This window comes from Pseudoalteromonas sp. UBA6610 (assembly GCF_002433295.1).
Lineage (GTDB): Bacteria > Pseudomonadota > Gammaproteobacteria > Enterobacterales > Alteromonadaceae > Pseudoalteromonas > Pseudoalteromonas atlantica.
This window is the reverse complement of record NZ_DJHW01000092.1, coordinates 1-19,451: the sequence shown is the minus strand read 5'-3', so window position 1 is coordinate 19,451 and position 19,451 is coordinate 1. Positions and strand designations below refer to the sequence as shown.

Genomic DNA, 19,451 nt, shown 5'->3' with positions numbered 1-19,451 from the left:
TTATATTTTGTTACAAACTTTTACTATTTAAAATCAACACATTACAGGTTTAGGCTATTATTTCATCGAGAAGATGTGCGAACAAATTTTAATTTACGTACAGTCACACTAAATAAATAACAGCGAAAAAGATTATTACAATGAAATTAACAACCCTTGCGCTAACACTTAGTGTAGCGCTTAGCGGCCACGCATTGGCTAGCGATAAAAAAGAAGACAAAAAACCACAAACCCTAAGTGAAATGGTCGAAGGACAAACCGAATTTTCAGGTATTTTTAATTTATACCAAGACTCAAAAACCGGTGAGCACTTAATGGTGATCACCGAATCGCAGCTTAATACCCCTTTTGTATACTTTGCCCATACAGTCGACGGTGTCACTGATGCTGGGCATTATCGCGGTGCCTATAGAGAAACCAAGCTTATTGAGTTTAGAAAATACTTTGACCGCATAGATATAGTTAGCAAAACCCCTCGCTATAAATTTGATCAAAACAGTGCCATTGCCAAAGCAAGCAATGCCAATATTAGCGAAGCCGTTTTAGCCAGCATTAAAATAGAAAAAGAAGAGCAAGGAAAAATAGCCTTTAAGGTCAACAAGCTATTTTTAAGTGAGGCGCTACACAAGGTATCGCCAACGCCAAACCCAGCCGATAAAAAAGCTAAAAAACGCTTTAAAGTAGGTAAATTAAACAGTAAAAAGTCGCGTATTGTTAAGCAGCGTCCTTACCCAAATAACTTAGATGTGGTTGTAGATTACGTATTTAGTAATGCCAGCCCCACCGTGCGTGGTACAAGCGCAGTAAGCGACCCGCGCAATGTCTCTGTTAAGGTGCAGCACTCTTTTGTTGCATTACCAAAAAACGACTATAAACCACGTAAAGATGACGCGCGCATAGGCTATTTCACCAATCAATTTGATCTAATGACCTCGACCGATTGGGCACCATATGAAGATGTAATTAAACGCTGGGACCTACAAAAGAAAAACCCTAGTGCTGAGCTTTCTGAGCCAGTAAAGCCAATTACCTGGTGGATAGAAAATACCACCCCAGTAGAGTGGCGCAACACAATACGCGATGCCGTACTTACCTGGAATAGCGCTTTTGAAAAAGCCGGTTTTAAAAACGCACTAGAAGTTAAAGTACAACCCGATGACGCAACCTGGGATGCTGGTGATATTAACTACAACGTATTACGTTGGACATCATCACCTAAACCGCCATTTGGTGGCTACGGGCCGGCTCTTGCCAACCCGCTAACCGGTGAAATACTTGGCTCAGACATTATGCTTGAGTTTGTGTTTATGAAAAACCGTTGGATTTACGACACGCTTTACACACAAGGCACAATGAGCCACGGCGAAAACCTGCACACAAGTGGCGATTTAAATTGCTCACTAGGCCATGAAATTCAACAAAACCTATTACTTGCTAAAGGCTTAGCAACAGGTGCCTCGATTGATGACAATGAAATGATTCGCCAAGGTTTAACTCAGTTAATTCTTCATGAAGTAGGCCATACACTAGGCTTAAACCACAATATGAAATCGTCTATTTTGTGGGATGAAAAAGAGGTTCATGATAAAACCAAAACCCAAGGCATAGTTACAGGCTCAGTGATGGATTATGCGCCGGCCAACATAGCACCCATTGGTGTGCAGCAAGGCGATATTTTTCAAACCAAGCCAGGCCCTTATGACGACTGGGCTATAAACTATGGATACAGCACAGCCCTTGAAGATGAAGCCGCAGAGCGCGCACGCCTAAATACTATATTAGCGCGCTCTAGCGAGCATGCGCTTGCCTTTGGTAACGATGCCGACGACATGCGCGCACCGGGTCGCCATATAGACCCGCGCGTAATGATAGGCGACCTTTCATCAAACCCTGCAGCCTATGGCGCCGACCGTATGGCGCTAATTAATAAGCTATTTACTGAGCTAAAAGATAAAGCCACAGTAAAGGGTGAGTCTTACCAACAGCTGGTTACCTCAGCTAATAGTTTATTTGGCCAATACCGCTCGCAAGCGGGCATTGTTTCTCGCCAAATAGGTGGTGTATATGTTGAACGCGCAGTTGTGGGCGACCAGCATGCTGATAAACCCTTTACTCCAGTACCGCTTGAGCGCCAAACACAAGCAATGAACATACTTGCTAAATATGTATTTGCGCCAGATGTACTCACTAGCATGCAACCACTGTATAACTATTTACAGCAACAGCGTCGTGGTTTTAGCCATTATGGTAAAAATGAAGACCCTAAAGCGCACAAAATGATTTTAGGCATGCAAAAAACAGTACTTACGCAATTGCTGCACCCTGCTGTTATGCTGCGTATTTCAGACTCCGCGCTGTACGGTAACGAATATAGCCTAACGCAATTTATGGACGACCTAACTGCCAGTATTTTTGTTGATAGCAAGGAGAGCACGTCTATTAGCCGCAATCTACAAATAGAGTATGTAAATCAGCTTATTGCTATTGCAGGCCTAGGCAAAGCCAGTAAACACGACAATTTGGCAAAAACTGCCGCGCTCTATCAATTAACACAAATAGCTGATACAAGCGTAGGGTGGGGAGCCGATACAGCAACTAAAGCGCATAAAAAGTATATTGATCACTTAATAGCTAAAGCGTTAGAAGCTTAATTAACTAAATCAAACAGGCCACGTAATACGTGGCCTGTTTATTTATAAATAAATTGTGCCTTTTAAATACCGCACAGCGTTACCGGTTAAGGTCACTGTATTTTCGCCTACTTCGCATTGTATAAAACCACCTCGGCTTGAAGCCTGATACGCGTTTAATTTATTTTTACCTAATTGGTGCGCCCAGTAAGGGGCAAGGCCGGTATGAATAGAGCCCGTAACAAAGTCTTCTTCGCCACCACTTGCTGGCCAAAAATAACGAGACACAATATCGTACTCAGCAGAACTCGCTGTGGCGACCACATCAAGTGGATATAAGGTTTTTAACAAATCAGACTCAGTGGTTAAATCATGAATTTGTTGAGCATTTTCGTATATAGCAAAATATGCTTGGCGGTTTTTAAGCACTTTAATAGGTTGTATAGACAACCCTTTCAATAGCGCATCGGGTACCGCTTGTACTTCATCTGGCGCTTGTTTAGGAAAGGTCATAGCAAAACTGCCATCGCTATTTTTATTAACAATAAGCTCCCCTACAGCCGCGGCGTTAAAGCGCACTTGGCTAAGGTTGTGCTGCTCGCATAAAACATACGCAGCAGCGAGCGTAGCGTGGCCGCAAAAATCTATTTCCATTAATGGCGAAAACCACCGTATTGCAAAACTGCCATCTGCCTGAGGGCAAGTAAACGCAGTTTCAGAAACATTATTTTCAGCACCAATATTAAGCATTAACTCATCACTAAGCCACGACTCAAGCGGGATCACAGCCGCGTAATTGCCTTTAAATAACTCGCTTGTAAATGCATCAATTTGATGGATGGTGAGTTGCATAGGTTCCCCCCCTAAATTAGTTATAAACAAGCCGAAGGTAATACATCTTTAGGTACTGTCGTTTTATTTTCACCCACAGCTTGCATCCCTACAACAGGTTCATCAAAACCGCATAACCATGCAATAGGACTTGTGGGGCTATTAGTAACAACTGCGGGTCTAAAAGTTAAAACTGTATTTTGCAGAGGCTGCGAGGCTTTATTCCCCAAGCTAATGTTAATTGCACCGTTTTCTATGGAAATACCTGTCACTCGATTTCCTATTAAATATTTACTTTCAGGCACGTTTGCTTGTTTATTATTTTTAGGAAACTCTCTGTTTTCAATGTAATACGTAGTTACGTCTTCTCTAATTACTGCGGCCATAGCAAGCGGATCAACAAGTTCAGCTTTTTGCATATATTTACTGTATTGAGGTAAAGCAACGGCCGCCAAAATACCAATAATAGAAATTACGACCATCAATTCAATTAGCGTAAATCCTTTTGACTTCATAACACTTCTCCTAGCATAAAAATTGGTTGATAAGCCGCTTTCACAAATAAGTAAATTGACACAACAATGACTAATCCATACAGAATAACCAGCTTATTTATAAAGCCTTTAGCCTGCAAATTAAATTGTTCCAGCTGCTGCTCAAGTAACACTTTAAACTCTTCATGAGTTTCGTAGCCTAACGAATCACACTTAGCCAAATGTTTAGTTTCGACTATTGCGGCGTTTTCATCCTCTTTGAAATTTACCGCAAAGTTAAGTGTTGTCATTAGGCGATCGTATTTCTTAATTAAACTGCGGGGAAGTAAAGCTTTTGATAAACCAATAAAAGGCTGCGAGTCGGTTAAAGCGCATGCATTTTTAATTTTAAAAATTACTATAAAAATAATGCTTTGCAGTAAAACCAATAGAATAATTGGCATATACCAATAAGAAAAGTAATCACCTAAGGTGTGCGCGGAAGAAGCCATATGATTGCTATATATCTCTACAAATGTAGGAACAACAAAAGACTGATATAAAAGCGAAGAAAAAACATAAATAAAAAAAACAGCAGTTAAATAGCTAAAAATGCCTTTGTGCTCAAATTTATACCCGCTAACTAGCTGCGGTACACATTGATAATGCAGGGCTTGTTTTTGCAAAATACCTGCATCTTGCAGGGCAAATTTTGCTGCAAGGCAATTGGCTAATTTACTGTCTGCATATTTATTAGCATAAACGGCTAAATACGATTGTGTGGTTAGCTCTTCTTTTTGTGCGGCACTTAATGTTTTAGAACTATAGACACGGCAAATGTAGCCAAACTGATTCCAATTCATACTTTATCCTTTTATTTGATAAAGTAACTTGCCACATATTTAGCACAATATAAATAGAAGACGATTGTTTTTTAAGCCATTGCGGGGCGCATTTTATAATATTGCATACATGCAAATTGCACGGCATTTGTAAGTAGTAGCATAACAAACATTAAAATATGCGAGGTGCTGGGCATAGCACTGCTTAGCTCTACAAATAAGCCACAAGTACCTGCTACAAACTGCAAGCTAAAGTAGCGGGCGCTTAAATTGCTAATATTGCCACTGCGTAAGGTTTTATACGTTTGCGGCATAACCCGCACTGAGCTCATTACCAGCCCTACGTATGTAAGGGCGTTGAGCACCGCTGATGTTTCTAGGCTTTTATTTAACAGCAATAAAAAAGGTAATAACGAAAAGCCAAGCATAGCCACAAGCTGTATACGTTCAACTTTTACGGCGTTATAGCGTGCAAAGTAATATAAAATTAAACCACTTAGCGCTCCAGTTACAAAAAATGGTAAAGCAATAAAGTAGCGTTCAAAATAAATATTGTAAGTAATAAAGTAGAGGCTTTGTGCTAAACCAAAGGTCATCATTAATAGTGATAACCCCGACACACTGCGATTCTTTCTAATTTTGCTCAATAGCGGTAAAAAGCTAAAAACTAAAATAAAAGCCGACAAAATAGGTAGATAGTGCGCCAAAACAACCTCGCTCGTTACTTAAATGTTAATATAAAACCCGCCTGAAACAATAAATAAACATATGTTTTTAAAAGGGTTTTAAAGTGAGCGCGCATTGTAATGATGAATACATTTTACTCAACAAATTAGCGTAAACCTATATTAGGCACTGGCAAGATAGCTGTACAAAAATCGTTACTTTAAGTGAACACCAGAGCCACTTTGCATTTAAAAGTTACCAACCTTACACCACAGCTTAAACGCATTTTACTCTAGAGATCGGCTCGCTCTAAAACAATTGTTGTGCATTCATCGCACAACTATGAAATAGAACTGATAATTGTTATCATACGCAGGTCTGTGGCAATTACACAAAAAATAAACTATGAGAAAAACACTTTTTAAAATTCACAGCTGGGTAGCCCTTATAGCGCTTATTCCGCTGCTTGTTATCAGTATAACTGGTAGCGTTTTGGTATTTAAAAGCGAGATTGACGGCTTACTAATGCCAGACAGTCACTTTGTTGTACAACAACAAGCCAACCGCTTACCTATTGATACACTTATAACAAAAACTCAAAAAACCTACCCTGAGTATGTTGTTGGTAGCTGGGAAATATTTAACGATGATACTGCTGATCGGGTTTATTTAATTAAACGCGGTACAGAGGACTGGTATAAATTTCATTTAGATCAATACACGGGCAATATTTTATCGGAGCCAGTAGGCACTAGCCATTACTTTACTGACTGGTTTTTAGACTTACATTACACCTTTTTACTTAACGATTTAAAAAGCTTACCAGGGCAAACTGGCACTGTTTTAGGGTTCTTTTTTGCGGTGTTCTTTTTAGTACTGGGTATCACAGGTCTTATTATTTATCGTAAGTTTTGGCAGCGGTTATTTAGTGTACGCTGGCGTGCAACTCTGCAAATAGTACTTAGCGACATTCATAAAATGACCGGCGTAATTGGCTCGCCAATTATTATAATTTTAGCCATCACCGGAGGCTACTTTAACGGCGCGGTGTGGTATCACGAAGTAATTGAACACGCAGAAGAAGAGCACTTTGTATTAACTAAAAATTTATACAATGAAGAGATTTCTTTTCAGCACGTACTTGATGACAGCCAAAAGCAAATACCCACCTTTAACGGTACGTTTTTAGTAATGCCGCTTGAGCCAGACGAAAACATAACGTTATTTGGTGAGGTTGATACCAGCAACCCGCTTGCCAGTGAATATGCCAATACCGTGACTTACAATAAGCTAACGGGCGAGCATATGGCTAACTGGGACATTCGCGAAGTGGGTGTAGGTTGGCAAGTAATTGATAGCTTTAGAAAACTACACTTTGGTTATTTTGCAGGGCTCATTAGTAAAATAATTTGGTGTGTTATTGGTTTAAGCCCTGTTTGGCTTGGCGGTACTGGCTTTTATTTATGGTTTACTCGCCGTAAGCGTAAAAAACAGTCTCAAAAAAACCGCTTAAGTAAACACCGCACCGTAAGTGCTTGATTAAAAAGTCACCTCACTGTAATGTTAAAAATCACAGTGAGGTGATATATGAAATATTTAGTTTTTACACTTAGTTTATTGCTAACTGCTTGCAGTAGCACCCCGCCCGAAACGCCAATTAAAAAAGTACAACTTACCCATATAATAAATCACTCGCTTTTCGAGCAGGTTAAAACACCTAGCGAGCACAGTATTTTTGAGCTGTCGGAGCCTGAAAAAAGCGCATTTTTAACCTACGCACACTCGCGTTTAAACAATGTACGCGCTGATGAAATTATTTTTAATTACCTGCAAAACCAGCTCACCAACTTTAAGTATGATGGCGCCACCCTCACAGCCCAACAATCGATTGAACGCTCAGAAGGTAACTGCATTAGTTTAGCCATACTTACGCAAAGCTATGCGCAGCTTTTAAACCTCGAAACCAGCTTTCAAGAAATGACGAGCGAACCTGTGTATGCCAAAGAAGGCAATGTAATTTATGTTGCTAACCACTTTAGAACGAAAATTTATGCCCCAAAAAAAGAAACAGATGAAGATATTATTGTAATAATTCGCGCAGGCACGTTAATTGATTACTTCCCAACCCGTGGCAGCTTTTACTCAGGCAGCGCTACGTATAACGATTTACTGTCTAATTTTTATAGCAACTTAGCGGCCACGGCACTAGCCGAAAACAACCTTAATAAGGCTTACTCTTTAATTATGCAAGCCAACCGCTTTACGCCAAACGATGCAGAACTATTTAATATAGCCGGCGTGCTGCACCGCCGTGCAGGCGATTTAAAAAGCGCTCACATGATTTACCAAACCGCGCTTGATAGAAACGATATAAGTATAAATTTAATTAATAACTATCGAATATTAGCAAAAGAGCTGGGAGATAAAACACTAGAAAAACGCCTAACAAGCCAGCTTGTTGATAAAGAAAAAGATCCCTACGAGCTACTCGTTATTGCTAAAAATAACTTACATCAGGGCAAGGTCACTCAAGCTAAAAAACAACTCGAACTTGCCATTGCAAAAGCCCCTTATATATCGGAGCTCTATTTAGAGCTGGCTAAAATTCGCTACCAACAAGGTAACACAGCGCAAACACAAAGCTTGCTTGAAAAAGCCATCCAGTATGAGCGCAATAAAGAAAGGCTAAACGTATATCAAGCTAAGCTTGCGTCGCTAAACAAGCACAATTAACCACCGGTATTTTAAATTAGTTTAAACACGGCTTTTGCTAATGCACTTATTACACAAGTGCATTAACGTGTTATCGCAATTTACTTAAAGCGAGTAGTAAAAGCTAAACCAGCCGCGCATTTCATCCTCAAAGCTATCGCCTTCAACGCGGGATAATCCCATATTAAAGGTTAAATCGTTCACACCGACTGGGCCTAATCCAAAGCTAAAATTGCCTTGATACTTTAAACCATAACTTTGTGCGTATACTGCATCATCTACCTGGTGCTGTTTGTAATAAAGCCATGGCATGCCTTCTTTAAAGCTAAAACCACCGCCATAACCCATGTAGCGCTCAGCAGTTGTGCTATAAAATGGCAGCTCTGATGAAAGCACAAACTCACTATTTTGGTGCTCGCTAATTAGGTTTGAGCTAAATCCGCCTAGCGCTAAGCTGCTATCTTCGCGCTGCTTTTGAGTAAAATTAATATAAAGCGGCACATCAAACGCTTTACCAAATAATTTGGCCGCTAAATCATAGCCATCCCAATTATTGTTTTTACTGCTGCCATCGTAATACTGGGCATTAACACTTTGCCCTATAGCAAATGCTTGGCGGTCGTACTGCCAGCTTTGTGTAATGCCTATGCGTGCCCATTTATTATAGTCTTGCTTATAATCGGTATAGTTATAAGCAAGCTCTGGCGTTATGCTAAACGCCGCGTATTTAATCGGGTAACTTAAGGCTGCAAAACCACCTCGTGCAGATACTTCTGCATTTTCGCTCGCTTGGTATTGTTTTGCGGTATTTAAATCATAATCAAATACACTCAATTTAAGCTTAACTGGCAGTGCATTATATTTTGCTTGGGCGTATCCGCCATGCAAAGCATCATCATTTAAATCAACACTATAGCCCGCTTGAAGGTCTAACTGTTTAAGTAAGTCACTACTTTTAATATTTATATTTAAAGCACTTGAAGCGGCCGAGTAATACTGTGCGCCTAGCGCTAGGCTCGCATGCTGATCAAGCACATCGTAGCTGCTTTGTTTACCTACATTTTCGCTATATATTTTTGCTTTAGGCAAAGTGTACTGATCAACCAAAAGCAGTGGCGCGCTATTATCAAGTGCTAAATCAGTGACTATTTCACCCTCTACCGTACTCGGTAATTGCTTTACATTAGGCCCATCAGCAGTGATAGATAAATAAAGTAATGCCCCTTCGTTTGTTTCTAGCGGGTGGGCAACGGCTTCTTGGCCCTGGGTAAGTTTAGTTAATGTGCTACTTGCAATATGGTAGCTATAAATATCAGTTGAGCCTTTTAAGCCGGCTACAAAGTAAATTTTTTCTCCGTTTTTACTAAAGCTGGGTTGGCTTAAGTATTGATACCCGTTTGGCATAGGCACGGCTTGGCGAGTATTATTGGCAATATCTTGTATATACAATTGCCAATTCTCATTTAAATTGGCTGATACATAAGCTAACTGGGTTTCATCAGGGCTAAAAGTTGGGTAGTCGTAAGCTGTTTTTAAGCTTTTAGTAAATAAAGGGGTAATGGTTTGCGTTGTTAAGTCTACTTTTACTAATTCTGAGTAGCCACCACGTACTTGCTCGGCGTAAAGGGTTTCTCCATTGTTTGTAACACTAAAGCGGCGTAAGCCAGCAAGTTTAGTTAACTGCTCAACTTTTCCGGTTTCGGTGTTATAACTAAAAATATCAGACACTTTGTTATAAATACCCGTCTTTTCACGTGTATAAGCATTAAAGTAAAGTGTACTATTATTTACCCATTGTGGATTAGCAATTCCCGCTCTGTTTATTTGATTTAATACGTGCTTTTTCTCACGTTTAAATACACTCGGGGCGTTATCGGGTATATCCAATGCATCGTTTTCTAATAGCGCTTTTTGTGCTTTTGTAAATTCATCTTCAGCTTTAGTATTATCCTGCGTGCTATAAATAATAAGCTTAGTTTTTTCATCTTTATCGCGCTCAACAATCGCAAGTTTACTGCCATCTTTTGAAAGCGCAGGGTTGCTTGCATATAAGTTAAGCTTTAACCACAGCTCGCTGTTAAGCGCAGGCTCTGACTGCTCTTTTGCCATCGCTTTATAGGTATATTGTGCAATAAAGCGGCCATATAACTTAGCTGCACTTTGGCCAAATATCCCAGTAAAGGCCTCGTTAAAATCGCGCTTTTTAACTGCCTGCATACGTGTCCAAACAGCATCGAGCATTTGCGCTGAATAAGTTTGCTCTAGCCAATTTAAAAACCGGCTGCCCATTAAATACGCCATAGAGCCAGCCATAAAACCGCCCTCTGTATCGCTTAGCTGGCTATAGCTAGGCAATGCCCCCTGCTGGGCAAACTCAATGAGTATTGACTCAGTGTAGTTATCAAATAGTCGCCCTCGGCCCGTCATTTTTGACTCAAGTAAGGTTGCATAACCTTCGGCTACCCAGCGCGGCATATCACTGTAAGTTAAGTCGTAAATATCCCACACACCCCGTATTTTTTGCTGCCACGTGTTGCGTGTTGGCTGCGCTAAATGCACTAAGTGAATATATTCGTGCAATATCAGTAATTGCTGCCAGCCACTAATGTTAGAAATCACCGTATCTGATTGCGGGGGCGTGGTAAAAAGGGCCATTAAAGGATTATTAGAAGTAGGTAAAGCAAAGCCGTTTGGCGCATTTAGGGGATCAAACACCACCACATCAACTACTTTATCAAGCGCTCGGTTTTGCTGCTCAAGCACTTTACTGCGCACTATTTCAAGTTCGACCGCTGTCGATTTAGCATAATCGGCGTTTTCGGTGCTGTAATGCACATTAAAGTGCTCGGTATGAATAGTTTGCCAATCAGCAGCTAAGGTAGGTGTGGCTAATAACAAAGAGGCAGCGATGAGTGATTTTTTCATAATAATCCTTTAAATGATTGATACCACTTAGAGTATTATTAAACCAACTAATGTTGCAGTAAAAAAATGTAACAAAGCTTATGAAAGTGTATAATTTATAAGCTTTTAAATTTAGCAATGCCTTGTTTTACATGAAAAATCAATAACGCCGTTAACGCTTTATTTGGCAACCTAAAAAGGCTAAATATGTAAGTCGATTGGTATAACTACATCCAGTTGCGCTGCGTTGACTCTGCCTGATAAAGAGTAAAATCAATTATATAATCAGCATCTTGCTGCTTTATATAGGGCATAAAGGCAAACCCTGATGCAAGTTGTATATACAGGCTTTTAAGCCCTGCGCGGCGCATAAAGTAGGTACTAATACTGCGTGCACTTTGCGCTTTATACAGTTCAAACACACGGTAATGCACCCCTATCATACCTTTGCGTACCACCATGTAAAAACGGCCGTTGTCTTCATGCAAATAATAGCCATAACGCTGATAAGCAAGCGTTACTAATCCCGCTAAAATAAGTAATACTCCCAAGCTAAGCCAGGCATTAAAGTCGCCTAAATAACAACCTAACAGCACAATAGCGCTTGGAATTAAGGCATAAAAGCTCAAGTTTTTATAAAGCAAGGCACGTTCTGCGCCGTTAAACTGCAATTTTTTGCTATTAAACCACGGGTAAATCCATTGGCAAACGCTATCTACTTGCTCGCTATTTAAAACGGGTAACACTAAGGTTTGTTTATTTTTTTTAGCAGCCACACCCGCCGCTATACCGCCGCTACTTGCTTGTAAGCACTCAACGGTAAAACGCTTTAGTAACCGCCCCATTAGGTTTTGTTTTATAACTATAGATTGCACTTTATCCATGCTCATAGACAACTGATGGCGCTCTAATAAGCCGGCAATACGTTTAAATTTTTGGCCTTTAAAGTAAAGCTCAAAGTTATAAAAACGAATAAGCGACATACCTACCGACAACATCACAGCCGTTAAAACAAGCAAAGCAATAAGCGTTATCATGGCAAAGGTTGCAGCACTTGCCAGTAAACCAAGCTCTTGCTGATAAAACCCTTCTACCTTAGCAATAATTTGCTGCTCTAAAAAATCTACCAACACATTTATAAAAGGCGCAATAGCGGCCATTGCTAATATAGCCATATTAGACATTAAGCCAAATTTAGCGATTTCTTTATTACTGATACGTAAGCTATTTTCTGCTTCAAAATGCTCGCTTGAGGGTGTTTGCTCGTCGGGTTGCTGCTGCGCCTTAAAGGCAAAAATTTGTTTACGCATTTGCTGTGCATAGGCTTTGGTAACACCTGGCAAAACCGCCTCTTGGGTTACGCTGCCTGCGGCATCAAAAATACAATTAACCAAATTAACGGGCGTAAAATAAAAGGGCTCAGCAATATTAACGTTTTGCACGCGCGAAAATTTTAGCGTTAGGCGCTCTTTTTTAAACACCCCTTTATTAAGCAAAATTTCGTGATCGTCGCTAATGCAAAACTTAAAATTTATGTAATATAAAATTGAATATATTAGCAGTGTCACTAACGCAATAGCACCTGCAACTTGCGCCCAAAACAGCTTGTTTTCTACTTGTGTTACAAACACCACAAGCATGGGCAGCAGGTTTAAAAGCCCGTCTTTTACAAAGCGCACACTAAAATACACCACAAAATACAACACCGCCCAAGGCGATACTTTTTGCCAATGTAGTGAGCTACTTTGCTCCTCGCTAATGGTATTACTCATTTGCTAATTCAACCTGCGCGGGTGTGCCGTCTTGGCGATAATTTTGTACAAATTGGCGTATGTTTTTGCACTGCTCGTGGGTTAAGCCACTTATTTGTAAATCAGCACTGACCCCGCCGGCACTAAATAACTTTAAACTGGCTAACTTTAGTTTTCGCTCAATAGGGCCTTGGTGAATTTCCATATGCTGTACGCGCGCGAGGGGCAAAATCGTTATTTGCTGCCAAATAACCCCTTTTTTAAACGCAATATCGTGATTGCGCAGCGCAAAGCCCTGCAGCTTAATACTCAGGGCGTTATAAAGCATTGAAAGCAATATTAAAATAGGCACGCCTATCAGCAAGTAGGTTTGTGCTTTGTTAGCAAACGCTTCGTTAAAGTAACAAACAGCAAACAGTACCGCGCAAAAAGGAATGTAAAACGCCAGCCAATTAAGTTGCACGTGTAGTAACGCTTTATCGGCCAAGGGGTTGAGCTGTATTTCGCTATGCTTTGGTAAATCCATTACTTGCTGATTATCAAACACGATTTTAAGTACCTTTCCTATTTACTGACTGTTAAGCCCAGCTGATTGTAGTAACTAACGTATGGCTTTGTTTAGGCTCAAGTGTCACGTTATCTTCTAACACATTGGCGGCTTCTAAACACACCATGCTCAGGTATTCATCGTCAGCAAAATTAGATAAACGCTTAGATTTTTCTATCCATGGGTTCCACAGCACACACGAGCTTGAGTTCTCGCGGCTTACATTAATAATCCCATCTGGGGTGTGAATGTGTTGCTGCTTAGCGGCCTGGGTATAAACCATATCGGTTTCGCGGGTAAACTCCACTGGCGCATTTTGCGCAAACGGCCCTTCGCCAAACTCAATGTATTGCGCGCCTTGTAAACCTTCTACATGGGTGTGTTTTATATCTGAGGTAGGAAAATAGCTGTGCAAAGCCTGCGTATAACTAAAAGGGCTATTACTTAAATTAGTGGTTGTTAAACGCACCTGTAATTGCTCGCTCAATACAAACTCAACCTTTAACGCCGAGTGGTGCGGCCAATACGTTGGGTTAACTAACTTCATGGGTAAGTTTAAGCTAATTGTAATGTGCTCATCATCTTCATGCACAGCATCAGCTTGCCATAAACTGGTACGTGCAAAGCCATGTGCTGGCCAATCTTGGTTTTCATGGTTACCAAACCAAGGCCAACAAATAGGAATACCACCGCGAATGCTCACCCCTTCTTGAAACGTCTCATTTTTAGAAACCCAAATAAGTGGCTTGTTATTTTTTGGGATGAACTCGGTAATTTGCCCGCCTTGCAAAAATATTTTTGCATCACACTTTGAGCTCGCAACTTTTATAAACTCTAGGCCGGTTTCGCTTTGTTCAATGCTAACTGATGGCGATAATTTCATGTTTTTCCCTACAATGCTGATATTAAAGATTTTTAACATGTGCATATAAACAATAATGCATGTGCAAAGTATACGCTATACTCACTAAACATTGCGTGCATAATTTGTTCATCGGCGATTAATACATACACAGCTAACTTACAAACAATTACCAATTAATAACAGCTGTTATAAATAACACTAATGCGTATAAATAATGGCCATGCTTTAAGGCAGTAAAACCGCGGGTAAGCTTAGGCAAACGCATGTTAAATTTATTAAGGTATTAATGCAGGTGGGTATAATACTAAAGTCTAAACCATAAGACTTGCCAATTATTCACAACATACGTAGTGTGCGCACCACAATGCAAACAATATGCTAATAACATTTAATAAGTTTTAAACAAAATTATACTATTTTAGTTTCTGCTCAAACTAATAAAAACCAATAAACATGGGCTCAAGCTTAATTTATTATTTGAATTCAATTTATTTGATGTGTAACATTTCGCGATTACGGCACACCTTTGGCCCATCGACGAGATAAGCAAATGCAAAAATATGACGAATTATTAGTTTCTTTACGTAAAGTAATCCGCGCGATTGACTTACATTCTAAGCAGCTAAATAAAACATCAGGTTTAACAGGCCCACAATTGCTTATAATGCAAGAAGTAGCGCACACCGATGGAATAACAGCAAGCCGTATCGCTCAGAATGTTAACTTAAGCCCGGCTACTGTAACTAATATTCTTGATAGAATAGAAAGCAGAAACCTTGTAACACGCGTTCGTAGTCAAATGGATAAACGCCGAGTGAGCTTATACCTCACCGAGCAAGGGAAAGAGTTACTAGAAAAAGCACCTCAGCCACTGCAAGAACACTTTATTGAAAAGTTTTCTGCACTTGCAGAGTGGGAGCAAAGTTTATTGCTTTCATCTATGCAACGCGTTGCAGCAATGATGGATGCTGATAAGTTAGACGCATCACCTCTGTTAGAGGTAGGCGCGTTAACTCAAACACCAAATAAATAAAAAAAATAAAAAATAAATTTAAATTAGTTCTTACATCATTCGTAAGGGGCTTTTGGGCACCTTGAATTTTTTTATTTTTTAATCAAAACCTGAGCATCAACAATGACTAAACTCTCAAAATTAACGCTAGCACTAATGCTTGGCGGTGCAGCAAGCACAGCTAATGCAGCCGATCTCGACACACTGCAAAGCCAATTAAAGCAGCTTAAGCAACAAATGCAGTTGCTTGAACAGCAGCTTGCTGATGAAAAATCAAAGCAAAGCCAAATCAACAAGCAACACGAACAACAAGTTGCCGAGATCAGTAAAAAGGCCGACAACAAAGAAGTTGTTGTTGCCGCCGCTGCGCCTGAACAAGAAGATGAAGGCATTAAAATTGGCGGTGCCGTACGTTTTAACTACAGTACAAACACCTACGATGAAGACACGCAAGACCGTGGCGGCGATTTAGACTTTGAAGTATTTCGCCTTAACTTATCGGGTGAAATTAGCGATATTTCTGTAAATGGTGATTTTCGTTTTTACGATTACATGACCATTGTTAAGTATGCATACTTAGGTTACGAATTTACAGATGGCTGGGAAGCGCAAGCCGGTATTGCACCTGTACCGTTTGGTAACGGCCCATACAACTCACACAGCTACTTTTTTAGCACCAACTACTACGTTGGCCTAGAAGATGACTTTGATTTGGGTGTAACAGTAAACCGTAAACTTAAAGACAACTGGAAACTAGACCTCGGCTTTTTCAAAAATGATGAAGTAGGCGGCGTTGATGGCAGCTCAGAAGTTAACGAACGTTACTCTTACGATATTGTTGGTAGCCGTGCAACAACCGAAGGCACCTACGACGCACCAGGTTCGCGCCTTGGTGAGTACAATACTTTTGCTGGTCGTACAGTGTATCAAATAGAGCACAGTGAAAACGCTAAAACCGATATTGGCGTATCACTACTAAGCGGTGGTTTGCACGACGGTAACGACCGTGCGGGTAACTACGGTGCATGGGCGTTTCATGTAAATAGCCAAATTAATAACTGGAATATTCAATTTCAGCACGGCGAGTACGACTACGACCTAGATGACAACAGCAACCGCTTTGTAGTTGGCGCGTTTGATTACTACGATACCGTATCAAGCGAAGCAACCATGACCAACTTTAACGTAGCTTACGATCTATCGCTTGATTGGGGCCCAGTAACAGGCGTTCAATTTTACAACGATTACGGCATTATTTACGACAAGTCTGACGACAGCCCAGATACGTGGATGAACGTAACAGGCATGAGCGTATCGGCCGGTGCATTATTTACTTACTTTGACTTTATTCAAGCACGTAACCAGCCATTTATTGGTGGCTCTGTTGCAGGTGATGGCGACACAGAACGTCGCTTTAACATCAACGTAGGTTACTACTTCTAAATAAGTAAAACATATTTAGTATTTTAAAAGGGCAAACTTAGTTTGCCCTTTTTTGCGTTTATAGGGTTCGATTTTATAACTATTTGGCCTACAATCCTAACTAACAGCCATTACTTAAAAGAGCCTAAGTGAATATAAAAGCAGTATTTATTTGTTATAAAAACTTATGGCTTAAAGCACTTGGGTTATTGTTAGTGGCTCTTGGCATTGTTGGTATTGTGCTGCCGGTTATGCCTACCACCATTTTTTTTATTCTTGCGCTTACCTGCTTTACTCGCTCATCACCAGCGCTTGAACACTGGCTACTTAACCACCCTCGTTACGGCGTTACCTTACAACAATGGCAAGCGCATAAAGTAGTGCCTGTAAAAGCAAAATGCTACGCCGCGATTGGTATGCTAATTGGTTTTGTATTTTTGCTTTACTCAAACGCCCCTGTTTGGGTTATTTACCTTGTTGGCGTAATTGAAATAGCCGTTATGATTTACCTAATTTTAAGGCCCTCGCACCCACCTAGCGCTAAATAACCGCCCTTTTTTGCATGCACACACCGTTTAGCCAAAAATTTAATGTAAAGTTAAGTAAGTAAATTTGTAATAGTTAATGCAAATGATTATCATGTTCTAAATTTAATTTAATTACTGTTTTTATGGCGTTTATTAATAAGCGGGCTTTGTACAGCACAAGCCGTGCGCTCCATATTTATATTTCTACAGCTTTGTTTTTTTTGCTTATTTTATTTTGCGTTAGCGGCATTGTACTTAACCATGTTGATTGGCTTAAAAACGACAAAAACAACCGCCAAGTAAGTACCGCTATTCCTCAAGCGTTAATGGCTAAAGCAAATACTCAACTAGATACATTACCCACACTCTACCCAGACATAGAAGCGTTTTTTGCCGAGCAATACGCGCTCACTAAAGTTAAAAGCATTGAGTGGGAAAAAGAAGACGCGCTGGTTATGCTCGACTACCCACTACCGGCAGGTTTTGCTTACGCAGAGCTTGATTTTACAACCGGTGAGCTAAACCTAGATTACCAAACCGGTGGCTTTTTAAGCCTGATTGGCGATTTACACAAAGGCCGCCACAGTGGCGCCGTGTGGAGCTGGGTTATTGATATTTCAGCGGTATTGATGATTATTTTTTCAATCACCGGGATGATTATTTTATTTCAAAACAGAAAAAAACGCTTAGCAGGAATATGGATAACCGTTTTAGGCATAGCAACGCCTTTGGTTATTTATTTATGTTGGGTGCCACAAATTAAAGGAGTGTCTTAATGTTAAAAGTAAGTACGGTACTAAGTGCAGCACTATTAATGGTTGCCGCATTATTTCAAACAACTGCGCAGGCACAAACGCCACAGCTAGAGATTGAATTAACCCTACCCGATCTTGATGTACAACCTTACCACCGCCCATACGTAGCTGTTTGGCTAGAAACGCCAAAGCGTAAACACGTAACGACGCTTGCGCTATGGGTTCAAAAAGCAGAATGGTTTAAAGATCTGCGCCAATGGTGGCGTAAAGCAGGTAAAACCGACATTAACTTTGACGGCATAAGCGGTGCAACTAAGCGTGCAGGTACTTACACCATTGACTGGCAAGGTAAAGATTTAGACGGCAATGCCGTAAAGCCTGGCAAATACCTTTTAAACATTGAGGTTGTGCGCGAAGAAGGCGGCCGTGATTACAGCCGCGTAGAGCTTGATTTATCGCAAGCTGGCAAAGTGACCATTGAAGGTAAAAAAGAATTTTCGACAAGTTTTGTAACCGTAAGCACTAAGTAGCTGCTACTTAATCATTTGAATTTAAGGAAATACAATGAAAATTAATTTATTAAAAACGGCTTTAATTGGCGCACTTAGCTTATCGGCGCTGGTATCTACATCGGCAAGTGCACATGGGCGCTGGTTATTACCTTCGCACACGTCACTATCTGGCGACAAAGCGCACTACGTAATGATTGACGCGAGTATTTCTAACGAAATATTTGCACCCGACAAAGCCTTTAAGCCAAAAGAAAAAGGCGCAGAGTACGACGACACACTACTTATGGCCCTTGCACCAAACGGTGAAGAAGTATCTGAGACCATTCGTGCTTATTACCTAAAGCGTAAAAGCTCAGCGGCGGTAAGCCTAAAAGAAGAAGGTACTTACCACATTGCCATGACGCAAAAGCCAATGTACATGACCTTCTACAAAAACGAAGAAGGTAAGCGCAAGCGCGTATTTGGTAAAAAGTCAGAAGCTAAATTACCAAGCAACGCAAAAGATGTAACCACAACTAAAGTTATATCTACAGTAGATACATTTGTAAGCCGTAACGGTACTTCTAAGCCTGCACAACTTGGTTTAGGCCTAGAGCTTAGCGGCCCAACGCATCCAAACGATTTATTTGTTGGCGAGCAAGCGCGTTTTCAGTTACTACAAGATGGCAAGCCAGCGGGCGAAGGCATTGAAGTAAGCATTTTAAAAGGCGATACACGCTACCGTAACGAACGTGGCGAAATAAAAGTAACAACCGACAAAAACGGCATGTTTAGCACAACCTGGAAAGAGCCAGGCCTATACCTAATCGAAACCTCTAACAAAGTTAAAGTAAACGAAGAAGGCGTAGATGCCGGTCGTTATGCTTTATTCACGACGTTAGAAGTAGCGCCTGAATAATTTTTTCACGCAATTTACACAATAAATTAAGGCCAAGTTTTCAGGGCGTGTTGAGCTTTGATGGTTTAATTTGCAGCAGTGTGTTTGGTTTTTAGGCAAGGCAG

The 19,451-nt window shown here is 40.5% G+C and carries 17 protein-coding genes; 9 read left to right on the top strand and 8 right to left on the bottom strand.

Annotated features, from left to right (window positions below):
* Window positions 1-140: 140 nt before the first annotated feature.
* Window positions 141-2,651, top strand: coding sequence for a zinc-dependent metalloprotease (locus B4F91_RS12285; RefSeq protein WP_286936854.1), 2,511 nt, complete (start codon window positions 141-143; stop codon window positions 2,649-2,651).
* Window positions 2,652-2,693: 42 nt separating this feature from the next.
* Here the strand turns inward: B4F91_RS12285 and B4F91_RS12280 are convergent, their stop codons facing one another.
* From B4F91_RS12280 to B4F91_RS12265, 4 genes are all read right to left on the bottom strand, one after another.
* Window positions 2,694-3,482 (bottom strand): PhzF family phenazine biosynthesis protein, encoded by a 789-nt coding sequence (locus B4F91_RS12280; protein WP_286936856.1) that lies wholly within the window; start codon window positions 3,480-3,482, stop codon window positions 2,694-2,696.
* 20 nt (window positions 3,483-3,502) lie between these two features.
* Window positions 3,503-3,976, bottom strand: coding sequence for a pilin (locus B4F91_RS12275; RefSeq protein ID WP_004586002.1), 474 nt, complete (start codon window positions 3,974-3,976; stop codon window positions 3,503-3,505).
* Window positions 3,973-4,797 carry a hypothetical protein gene (locus tag B4F91_RS12270; protein WP_286936859.1) on the bottom strand — a complete coding sequence of 275 codons (825 nt, stop codon included), beginning with the start codon at window positions 4,795-4,797 and terminating at the stop codon, window positions 3,973-3,975. The genes B4F91_RS12275 and B4F91_RS12270 overlap by 4 nt, the downstream gene beginning before the upstream one ends.
* 71 nt (window positions 4,798-4,868) lie before the next feature.
* On the bottom strand, window positions 4,869-5,483 hold the full coding sequence (locus B4F91_RS12265) for a PQ-loop domain-containing transporter (protein WP_288635794.1): 615 nt from the start codon (window positions 5,481-5,483) through the stop codon (window positions 4,869-4,871).
* A 364-nt stretch (window positions 5,484-5,847) separates the two neighbouring features.
* On the opposite strand from B4F91_RS12265, the gene B4F91_RS12260 reads away from it, so the two are divergent.
* Both B4F91_RS12260 and B4F91_RS12255 read left to right on the top strand, forming a co-directional pair.
* Window positions 5,848-6,981, top strand: a complete 1,134-nt coding sequence (locus tag B4F91_RS12260; RefSeq protein ID WP_024033989.1) for a PepSY-associated TM helix domain-containing protein — start codon at window positions 5,848-5,850, stop codon at window positions 6,979-6,981.
* 48 nt (window positions 6,982-7,029) lie between these two features.
* The gene (locus B4F91_RS12255) at window positions 7,030-8,175 is read left to right on the top strand and encodes a tetratricopeptide repeat protein (RefSeq protein WP_286936701.1); all 1,146 of its coding nucleotides are present in this window, start codon (window positions 7,030-7,032) and stop codon (window positions 8,173-8,175) included.
* 84 nt (window positions 8,176-8,259) lie between these two features.
* Here the strand turns inward: B4F91_RS12255 and B4F91_RS12250 are convergent, their stop codons facing one another.
* From B4F91_RS12250 to B4F91_RS12235, 4 genes are all read right to left on the bottom strand, one after another.
* Complete coding sequence (locus tag B4F91_RS12250) at window positions 8,260-11,079, bottom strand: TolB family protein (RefSeq protein ID WP_286936700.1); 2,820 nt, start codon at window positions 11,077-11,079, stop codon at window positions 8,260-8,262.
* Between the two features lie 206 nt (window positions 11,080-11,285).
* On the bottom strand, window positions 11,286-12,830 hold the full coding sequence (locus tag B4F91_RS12245) for a PH domain-containing protein (RefSeq protein ID WP_286936698.1): 1,545 nt from the start codon (window positions 12,828-12,830) through the stop codon (window positions 11,286-11,288).
* Window positions 12,823-13,356 (bottom strand): PH domain-containing protein, encoded by a 534-nt coding sequence (locus tag B4F91_RS12240; protein WP_095206679.1) that lies wholly within the window; start codon window positions 13,354-13,356, stop codon window positions 12,823-12,825. The genes B4F91_RS12245 and B4F91_RS12240 overlap by 8 nt, the downstream gene beginning before the upstream one ends.
* 31 nt (window positions 13,357-13,387) lie before the next feature.
* Complete coding sequence (locus tag B4F91_RS12235) at window positions 13,388-14,239, bottom strand: D-hexose-6-phosphate mutarotase (protein WP_286936695.1); 852 nt, start codon at window positions 14,237-14,239, stop codon at window positions 13,388-13,390.
* Window positions 14,240-14,771: 532 nt separating this feature from the next.
* Between B4F91_RS12235 and B4F91_RS12230 the strand changes: the two genes are divergently transcribed.
* From B4F91_RS12230 to B4F91_RS12205, 6 genes are all read left to right on the top strand, one after another.
* A complete protein-coding gene (locus tag B4F91_RS12230) occupies window positions 14,772-15,254 on the top strand; it encodes a MarR family winged helix-turn-helix transcriptional regulator (protein WP_004586011.1) in 483 nt (160 codons plus the stop codon).
* A gap of 102 nt (window positions 15,255-15,356) precedes the next feature.
* Window positions 15,357-16,676 (top strand): hypothetical protein, encoded by a 1,320-nt coding sequence (locus tag B4F91_RS12225; RefSeq protein WP_054983581.1) that lies wholly within the window; start codon window positions 15,357-15,359, stop codon window positions 16,674-16,676.
* A gap of 128 nt (window positions 16,677-16,804) precedes the next feature.
* Window positions 16,805-17,203: a YbaN family protein gene (locus B4F91_RS12220; RefSeq protein ID WP_054983580.1), complete on the top strand. Its 399-nt coding sequence runs from the start codon at window positions 16,805-16,807 to the stop codon at window positions 17,201-17,203.
* 122 nt (window positions 17,204-17,325) lie between these two features.
* Window positions 17,326-17,958 carry a PepSY-associated TM helix domain-containing protein gene (locus tag B4F91_RS12215; protein WP_286936692.1) on the top strand — a complete coding sequence of 211 codons (633 nt, stop codon included), beginning with the start codon at window positions 17,326-17,328 and terminating at the stop codon, window positions 17,956-17,958.
* Entirely contained in the window at window positions 17,958-18,467 is a 510-nt protein-coding gene (locus tag B4F91_RS12210; protein ID WP_004586015.1) for a DUF2271 domain-containing protein, read from the top strand. The genes B4F91_RS12215 and B4F91_RS12210 overlap by 1 nt, the downstream gene beginning before the upstream one ends.
* Window positions 18,468-18,501: 34 nt before the next feature.
* Window positions 18,502-19,347: a DUF4198 domain-containing protein gene (locus B4F91_RS12205; protein WP_024033999.1), complete on the top strand. Its 846-nt coding sequence runs from the start codon at window positions 18,502-18,504 to the stop codon at window positions 19,345-19,347.
* Window positions 19,348-19,451: the final 104 nt, after the last annotated feature.